Source organism: Selenomonadales bacterium, assembly GCA_017442105.1.
GTDB lineage: Bacteria > Bacillota > Negativicutes > RGIG982 > RGIG982 > RGIG982.
On sequence record JAFSAX010000038.1, the window covers coordinates 1 to 8,399 of the forward strand.

9 protein-coding genes are annotated in these 8,399 nt (G+C 45.9%); all 9 read left to right on the forward strand.

From position 1 onward, the window contains the following. The coding region (locus IJN28_01535) for a redox-sensing transcriptional repressor Rex (protein ID MBQ6712455.1) at positions 1–618 on the forward strand (618 nt) is incomplete at its 5' end. A gap of 257 nt (positions 619–875) precedes the next feature. Next, positions 876–2,381 carry an acetyl-CoA hydrolase/transferase family protein gene (locus IJN28_01540; GenBank protein ID MBQ6712456.1) on the forward strand — a complete coding sequence of 502 codons (1,506 nt, stop codon included), beginning with the start codon at positions 876–878 and terminating at the stop codon, positions 2,379–2,381. Positions 2,382–2,579: 198 nt separating this feature from the next. Further along, complete coding sequence (locus IJN28_01545) at positions 2,580–4,223, forward strand: methylmalonyl-CoA mutase family protein (GenBank protein MBQ6712457.1); 1,644 nt, start codon at positions 2,580–2,582, stop codon at positions 4,221–4,223. 24 nt (positions 4,224–4,247) lie between these two features. Continuing rightward, positions 4,248–4,637, forward strand: coding sequence for a cobalamin B12-binding domain-containing protein (locus IJN28_01550; GenBank protein ID MBQ6712458.1), 390 nt, complete (start codon positions 4,248–4,250; stop codon positions 4,635–4,637). Positions 4,638–4,710: 73 nt separating this feature from the next. Beyond that, a complete protein-coding gene (gene meaB / locus IJN28_01555; protein ID MBQ6712459.1) occupies positions 4,711–5,649 on the forward strand; it encodes a methylmalonyl Co-A mutase-associated GTPase MeaB in 939 nt (312 codons plus the stop codon). A 38-nt stretch (positions 5,650–5,687) separates the two neighbouring features. Further along, on the forward strand, positions 5,688–6,095 hold the full coding sequence (gene mce, locus IJN28_01560; GenBank protein ID MBQ6712460.1) for a methylmalonyl-CoA epimerase: 408 nt from the start codon (positions 5,688–5,690) through the stop codon (positions 6,093–6,095). Between the two features lie 37 nt (positions 6,096–6,132). Next, positions 6,133–7,662, forward strand: coding sequence for a methylmalonyl-CoA carboxyltransferase (locus IJN28_01565; GenBank protein ID MBQ6712461.1), 1,530 nt, complete (start codon positions 6,133–6,135; stop codon positions 7,660–7,662). Between the two features lie 21 nt (positions 7,663–7,683). Beyond that, on the forward strand, positions 7,684–7,839 hold the full coding sequence (locus IJN28_01570; GenBank protein MBQ6712462.1) for a hypothetical protein: 156 nt from the start codon (positions 7,684–7,686) through the stop codon (positions 7,837–7,839). Between the two features lie 77 nt (positions 7,840–7,916). After that, positions 7,917–8,279: a biotin/lipoyl-binding protein gene (locus IJN28_01575; GenBank protein ID MBQ6712463.1), complete on the forward strand. Its 363-nt coding sequence runs from the start codon at positions 7,917–7,919 to the stop codon at positions 8,277–8,279. The last annotated feature ends 120 nt before the right edge of the window (positions 8,280–8,399 follow it).

Genomic DNA, 8,399 nt, shown 5'->3' on the forward strand with positions numbered 1-8,399 from the left:
ATTGACCGTCTGCCACTTTATTTTCGTACACTTCGTATGAGTCAAGAAGCCGGAAAAGAAATCATATCATCTGAAGAACTCGGTAAAACGCTCGATGTAACGCCCGAACAGATCCGCAAAGACCTTGCATCATTCGGTCAGTTCGGCAAAAAAGGTGTAGGCTACTTCGTCAGAGAATTGACGCGTAACATCAGCGAGATACTTGGACTTCAATATCATTTCAACATCGCAGTCGTTGGGGTGGGGCATCTCGGCGCTGCACTGGCTAATTATCAAAACATCGGTTCGCTCGGCTTTCGGGTCGTGGCACTGTTTGACTCTGATCCCGAACTCAAAGGGAAAGTCATCAACGGTGTGGAAGTCGAATCAATGTCATCCTTGGTTCAAAGTGTAAAAGAGAAAAACGTAAATATCGGTATCATCGCCGTTCCGGCAACACATGCACAAATGGTCGCAGACAAGCTGGTGGCAGGTGGGGTAGACGGTATTTGGAACTTTGCTCCCGTTCGCATCAATGTTCCGCCGAATGTTCAGATCATTCATGAGGACTTATCGATCGGACTAAGCAGTTTATCGTATCACATTGCGAGAAATATGGTGAAAAATATTGACGAATAACAATATCTATCATTTTTTTGGCAGGAATTTTACGATGGGTCTAGAACCTATATAAATGAACATTATTTCACAATAACTAAATAGCCGAAATTCTACCGTCAAAGCAGTCAATTTTATGTGTCGTTTGACGGTACTGTTGCGCAAACTGTTAGTAAAATGTGTGATATGTTCCTATATAGTAAGTATAGAAAAATTTTTATTCAAGTTGACGAATAGGGAATCCTTTCGTTAAAAATTACTTGGGGGGAAAATTTGTAATGATTGACATTCTTGATCGTATTCGCAACACAGAACTTCATTCCAAAATCGTTACGGCTGATGTCGCTGCTCAGGCGATCAAACCGAACATGAACGTAGGTATCAGTGGTTTTACGCCGGCCGGTTATCCGAAAGCAGTTCCGATGGCATTGGCAAAAATCATGAAAGAAACTCCGTTCAAAATCAATATCTGGTCCGGCGCTTCCGTTGGTGATGAGTGTGACGGTGAGCTCGCAAGAGTAAACGGTATCCATCATCGTATTCCGTATCAGACAAACGGCGATTTGAGAAAAGGATTGAACTCCGGTCAGATTGAATATTGCGATTTGCACCTCAGCGAATCTGCACAGCTTTCGCGTTACGGCTTCTTGGGCGGTAAAGTTGATATCGCTATCGTTGAAGCTTGCGCTATTACGGAAAATGGTGACATCATTCCGACGACTTCGATGGGTAACACGGCTTCTTATGTACAGAGTGCTGATGTTGTTATCGTTGAAGTAAACACGACTCAGCCGCTCGCGCTCGAAGGTATGCATGACGTATATGTTCCGCTCGATCCGCCGAACCGTCAGCCGATCCCGGTTGTAAAAGTTAATGACAGAATCGGTACTCCGTACATTCCGTGCGGCGTTGATAAAATCAAATACATCGTTCCGTGCGACATTGGCGATGATGTTCGTCCGTTCAAACCGATCGACGAAGATTCCAAAAAAATGTCCGAGCACATCATCAACTTCTTCCGTGAAGAAATCAAAGCCGGCCGTCTTCCGAAAAACCTCCTTCCGCTTCAGTCGGGCGTAGGTTCGGTAGCGAACGCAGTAATCAGCGGTTTCGTTGATTCCGATTTCACGGATCTCGAAGTTTACACAGAAGTTATCCAGGACGGTATGCTTGATCTTGCTGACGCAGGCAAATTGAAATTTGCTTCCGGTACGTCCTTCTCGCCGTCTCCGGATGGTCTCAAACGTCTTTATGAAAACATCGATGAATATCGTACGAAAATGATGCTTCGTCCGCAGGAAGTTGCAAACAGCCCGGAAGTTGCTCGTCGTATCGGTATCATTGCAATGAATACTGCAATCGAATTCGACATCTATGGTAACGTTAACTCCACGCATATCATGGGCAGCAAAATGATGAATGGTATCGGCGGCAGCGGTGACTTCGCTCGTAATGCATACCTCACTTGCTTCTTCACGACTTCGACTGCAAAAGGCGGTTTGATCTCCTCGATCGTTCCGATGGTATCCCATGTTGACCACACTGAACATGACACGGACATCTTCGTAACGGAACAGGGTCTTGCTGACGTTCGTGGTCTCAGCCCGCGTGAAAGAGCACGTGTTATCATTGAAAACTGTGCTCATCCGGACTACAAACCGATGCTCCTCGACTACCTCGAAAGAGCAGAAGCTGCAACGAAAAAAGCACACACTCCGCACATCATCGAAGAAGCTCTCTCTTGGCATGACCGTTTCATCAAAACGGGTTCGATGAAAAAATAATCGCATCAAAGCGATAAACAAACGTTAATAAAACAGCTCTTTCAAAAGAAAGAGCTCACAACAGTCGAGAAGTCTTCGGACTTCTCGGCCGTTGTCGGTGATTGACTGAAAAGTCATCGCTGGTTTTAAAATATGCCGTAAAGGCATCAGGGTTCCTAGATATGTTCTAATGAAAAAAATGAAAAGGAGGACTTTTATATGAGCGAAAATATAAAAGCCGCATTAGAAGCGTACACTTCTACCGTAGAAAAAGCAATTGCAAAATTCCCGGAACGCCCGAATTTGCCGGAACAGAGACTCTATACTCCGGCTGATCTCGGCGACCAAGACTATGTAAGCGAAATTGGCTTCCCGGGCCAGTATCCGTTCACTCGTGGCGTACAGCCGACGATGTACCGCGGTCGTTTCTGGACGATGCGTATGTACGCTGGTTTCTCCACTGCTGAAGAATCCAACAAACGTTATCGTTACCTCTTGGCAAACGGTGGTAGCGGTTTGTCTTGCGCATTCGACCTTCCGACTCAGATCGGTTATGACTCGGATGATGCTATCTCCGCAGGTGAAGTTGGTAAAGTAGGGGTTGCTATCGACTCCTTGGCTGACATGGAAATCCTCTTCGACCAGATCGATCTCAGCAAAGTATCCACGTCCATGACGATCAATGCTCCGGCATCCGTTCTCTTGGCTATGTACATTGCAGTTGCTGAAAAACAGGGCGTATCTGCTGACAAACTCAAAGGTACGATCCAGAACGATATCTTGAAAGAATACGCTGCACGCGGCACTTATATCTTCCCGCCGAAACCGTCCATGCGTTTGATCACGAACATCTTCGAATATTGCTCGAAAAATGTACCGAACTGGAACACGATCTCCATTTCCGGTTACCACATCCGTGAAGCTGGTTCCACGGCTTCCCAGGAAATCGCATTCACGATCGCTGACGGTATCGCATACGCTGAAGCTGCTATCAAAGCAGGTTTGGACGTAGACGCATTCGCAGGTCGTCTCTCCTTCTTCTGGAACGCACACAACAACGTACTCGAAGAAGTAGCTAAATTCCGCGCTTCCCGTCGTGTATGGGCAAAAGTTATGAAAGAACGCTTTGGCGCTAAAAAACCGAAATCCTGGATGCTCCGCGTACATACGCAGACTGCAGGTTCCATGTTGACGGCTCAGCAGCCGAACAACAACATCGTTCGTGTTGCTCTCCAGACGGCAGCAGCTGTAATGGGCGGCACGCAGTCCCTCCACACGAACTCCCGTGACGAAGCTTTGGCTCTCCCGACGGAAGAATCCGTAATGGTAGCACTCCGTACGCAGCAGATCGTTGCTTACGAAAGCGGCTTGGCTGACGTTATCGACCCGCTCGCAGGTTCCTACTATGTAGAAGCTTTGACGAACAAAATCGAAAAAGAAGCTTGGGAATACATCAACAAAATCGACGAACTCGGCGGTGCTGTTGAAGCTATCGAAAAAGGTTACATCCAGAAAGAAATCCAAGACAGTGCTTACAAATGGCAGATGGCTGTTGAAAGCGGCGAAAAAGTTATCGTCGGCGTAAACAAATTCCAGGTTGAAGAAAAACCGGTTGAAGGTCTCTTGAAAGTAGACGACTCTGTCGGCGCACTTCAGAAGAAAAAATTGGATGCCCTCAAAGCACGTCGTGACAGCGAAGCTGTTGCAGCTGCATTGGCTAACCTCGAAGCAGGCTGTAAAGATGAAAGCGTCAACCTCATGCCGCTCATCCTTGAAGCTGTTAAAACCTATGCAACGTTGGGTGAAATCTGTGGCGTAATGCGTAAAGTATTCGGCGAATACGAAGCACACGTTAACTTATAAGAGCGATAGTTGGAGGTATAAACGATGGAAAAACGTATTAGAGTATTGGTAGCAAAACCGGGTCTTGACGGTCATGACCGTGGCGCAAAAGTAGTTGCACGTGCATTGCGCGACGCTGGTTTTGAAGTTATTTACACTGGCCTTCGCCAGACTCCGGAACAGATTGCAGAAGCTGCATTGCAGGAAGACGTTAACGTTGTTGCAATGAGCATTCTTTCGGGTGCACATCCGCAGCTCTTCCCGGTAGTAGTAAACTTGATTAGAGAAAAAGGCATGAAAGACGTTCTCATCATCGGCGGCGGCGTTATTCCTGACGGTGATATCCCGGCTCTCAAAGAAGCTGGCATCGCTGAAGTATTCACGCCTGGCACACCGACTGGCGATATCGTTAAATTCATTAACGAAAACGTATAATAATCAAGTATTATGATATAGGTGATGCCTCCCTTGCGGGGGAGGCACACCTAATCATAAGGTGGTGCGAATGATGGATATTGCAAAAGAATTATTAGCAGGTTCTCGTTTAGCATTGTCTCGTGCGATCACAGCCGTAGAGAATGAATATGATGAAGCTGTCGATATTATGAAAAAATTATATCCGCACACAGGAAACGCATACGTAATTGGTATTACTGGACCGCCTGGTGCCGGAAAAAGTACATTGACTGATAAGATTGTAAAAGAATACCGCCGTTTGGGTAAAACGGTCGGTGTTATCGCGATCGACCCGACCAGCCCGTTCTCCGGTGGTGCTATCTTGGGCGACCGTATTCGTATGAATGAATTGACTCTCGATGAAGGCGTATTTATCCGCAGTATGGGAACAAGAGGAAGCCTCGGCGGACTCTCTCATAAAACGGCTGATGCCGTAAAAATTATGGATGCTGCAGGAAAAGACGTTATTATTGTCGAAACCGTTGGTGTTGGCCAATCGGAAGTCGATATCGTCAAAGCAGCTGATACAACACTTGTGGTTGTAGTACCGGGCTTGGGTGATGACATCCAGGCGATCAAAGCCGGTATTCTTGAAATTGCCGACATCTTTACCATCAACAAAGCTGACCGTGATGGTGCGGATAAGCTCAATGTTGAACTTGAAATGATGTTGGATCTCTATCAAGATAAACTTGATTGGCGTCCACCTATCAAACGTACCGTTGCACATCGCAATGAAGGTATTGCGGAATTGGTACAGACTTTAGAAGAATACTACGGTTATCTTAAAGAAACCGATAAATTAACCGAACGTCGCACGGAACGTATCAAAGCAGAAGTTCTTGCAATGATTGAAGAGAACATTGGTCGCTATGTAACTCGTTCTATGCAAAGTGATGGTGAATTTGAGCAAATGGTACAGCAGATCCAAAAACGAGAAGCGGATCCGTATACTCTCGTTGCAGAACTGTTGAAACGCTTGCTTAAATGATAAATTAAAGCTTCAAATCTAATAAGGAGGGAATTACAATGTTCAAAGTTAACAAAGTAGACCATGTCGGCATTGCTGTTAAAGACTTGGAACAAGCCAAAAAATTCTACACGGAAATGCTTGGCATCCCGGCTATGGGCGAAGAAGTGGTTGCAGAACAGAAAGTTAAAGTTTGCTTCATTCCTTGCGGTGACAGCGAAATCGAACTTTTGGAATCCACTGAACCGGATGGTCCTATCGCTAAATTCATTGAGAAGAAAGGCGAAGGCATCCAGCACGTTGCTCTCAATGTAGACAACATTGAAAACGCTTTGGCTGATTTGAAAGAAAAAGGCGTACGTTTAATCGATGAAAAACCGCGTTATGGTGCAGGCGGAGCTAGCATTGCTTTCGTTCATCCTAAATCTACTGGCGGCATTTTGTTGGAATTATCCGAACGTAAGTAAAATTTAGGTATAAAAGCAATCTGGCAGGAGGTAAAAAATGGCTACTGTTCTGGAAAAAATTGAAGATTTAAAAGCCAGACAAGAGAAAATCAAACTTGGCGGCGGTGAAAAACGCATTGCTAAACAGCATGAAAAAGGCAAATGCACTGCTCGCGAACGTATTGAAAAACTCTTCGACGAAGGCACATTTGTTGAACTTGACCAATTCGTTACGCATCGTTGCGTAAACTTTGGTATGGAAACGAAAGAACTTCCGGGTGAAGGCGTAGTAACGGGTTACGGTACTGTTGACGGCCGTCTCGTATATGCATTCGCACAGGACTTCACTGTTGAAGGTGGTTCTCTCGGTGAAATGCACGCTGCTAAAATCTGCAAAGTATTAGACCTTTCCTTGAAAATGGGTGCTCCGATCATCGGTATCAACGATTCGGGCGGCGCACGTATTCAGGAAGCAGTTGACGCTTTGGCTGGTTACGGCAAAATTTTCTACAAAAACACACTCGCTTCCGGTGTTGTTCCGCAGATCTCCGTTATCATGGGACCTTGCGCCGGCGGTGCAGTTTATTCCCCGGCTTTGACTGACTTTATCTATATGGTCAAAAACACGAGCCAGATGTTCATCACTGGTCCGGCTGTTATCAAATCCGTTACGGCAGAAGAAGTTACGGCAGAAGAATTGGGCGGCGCAATGACGCACAATGCTACTTCCGGTGTAGCTCACTTCGCAGCTGAAAACGAAGATGACTGTATCGAACAGATCCGTTATCTCCTCAGCTTCTTGCCGAGCAACAACCTCGAAGAAGTTCCGGTTGTTGAAACGGGCGATGACCCGAACCGTATGGAAGAAGCCCTGAATGAAATCATTCCGGACAACTCCAACATGCCGTATGACATGAAAGAAGTTATCGGTCTTACGGTCGACAACGGCGAATTCTATGAAGTTCAGCCGCACTATGCACGCAATATCATCACTTGCTTCGCACGTTTCGACGGCAAAGCAGTTGGTATCATTGCAAATCAGCCGAACGTTATGGCAGGTTGCCTTGACATCAATGCATCTGACAAATCGTCGCGCTTCATCCGTTTCTGTGACGCGTTCAATATTCCTATCGTAAACTTCGTAGACGTACCGGGCTTCTTGCCGGGTTGCGACCAAGAATACGGTGGTATCATCCGTCATGGTGCGAAAATGCTCTATGCATACTCGGAAGCAACTGTTCCGAAAATCACTGTCATTACGCGTAAAGCGTACGGCGGTTCTTACTTAGCAATGTGCTCGCAAGACCTTGGTGCAGATCAGGTTATGGCTTGGCCGACATCTGAAATCGCAGTTATGGGTCCTGCAGGTGCTGCAAACATTATTTTCCGTAAAGACCCGAATGTTGCGGAAAAAACGGCAAAATACATCGAAGAGTTTGCAACTCCGTACAAAGCTGCAGAACGCGGATTTGTTGACAGCGTAATCGAACCGAAAGAAACGAGACCGCGCATTATCACCGCCTTGAATATGCTGGCTAGCAAACGTGATGCTCGCCCGGCGAAAAAACACGGCAACATTCCGTTATAATTAAGGAAAGGTGAGATAATGATGAAAATTGATGCAAAGAACGTGAGTCCTGAAGTCGTTGCAGTTATCACGGCTGCTATTCAGTCGATGATGGGTTCCAACGTTGTTGCTCTCAAAATTAAACCGAGTACGGTTTGGGCACAGGTTGGTCGTCAGAGATTGATGAACTTCCACTAAGAAAAAGTTCGTGTTTGATCACAAAAATAAAGATAAATGTTTAAAAACATTTGCAAAGTTATGGAGGAATAATTAACATGAAAAAGTTCAACATTAAAGTAAACGGTACAGCTTTTGAAGTTGAAGTAGAAGAAGTAAAAGTAGCAGCTAAAGCAGCAGCTCCGGCAGCTCCGAAAGCAGCTCCGGCTCCGGCAGCAGCTCCGGCTCCGGCAGTAGTTGGCGCTGGCGAAACGGGCGTTAAAGCTCCGATGCCGGGCAAAATCGTTAAAGTTGTTGCAGCAGCAGGCGCAGCAGTTAAAAAAGGCGAAGTAGTTGTAATCCTCGAAGCTATGAAAATGCAGAACGAAATCGTTGCACCGGTTGACGGTACGGTTAAATCCATCAACGTTGCTGCTGGTCAGAGCGTTAAACCGGGCGAAGTTATGGCAGTTATCGGCTAATAATTTTGCACCGTATGGAAGTATTGCCTCGTAAGAGGTAATACCTTCTGCAACTATATACAAGGCACTTGGGAGGAGTCAGTCAAAACTGGCTCCTTCTTTTATTATTTTATGATACTA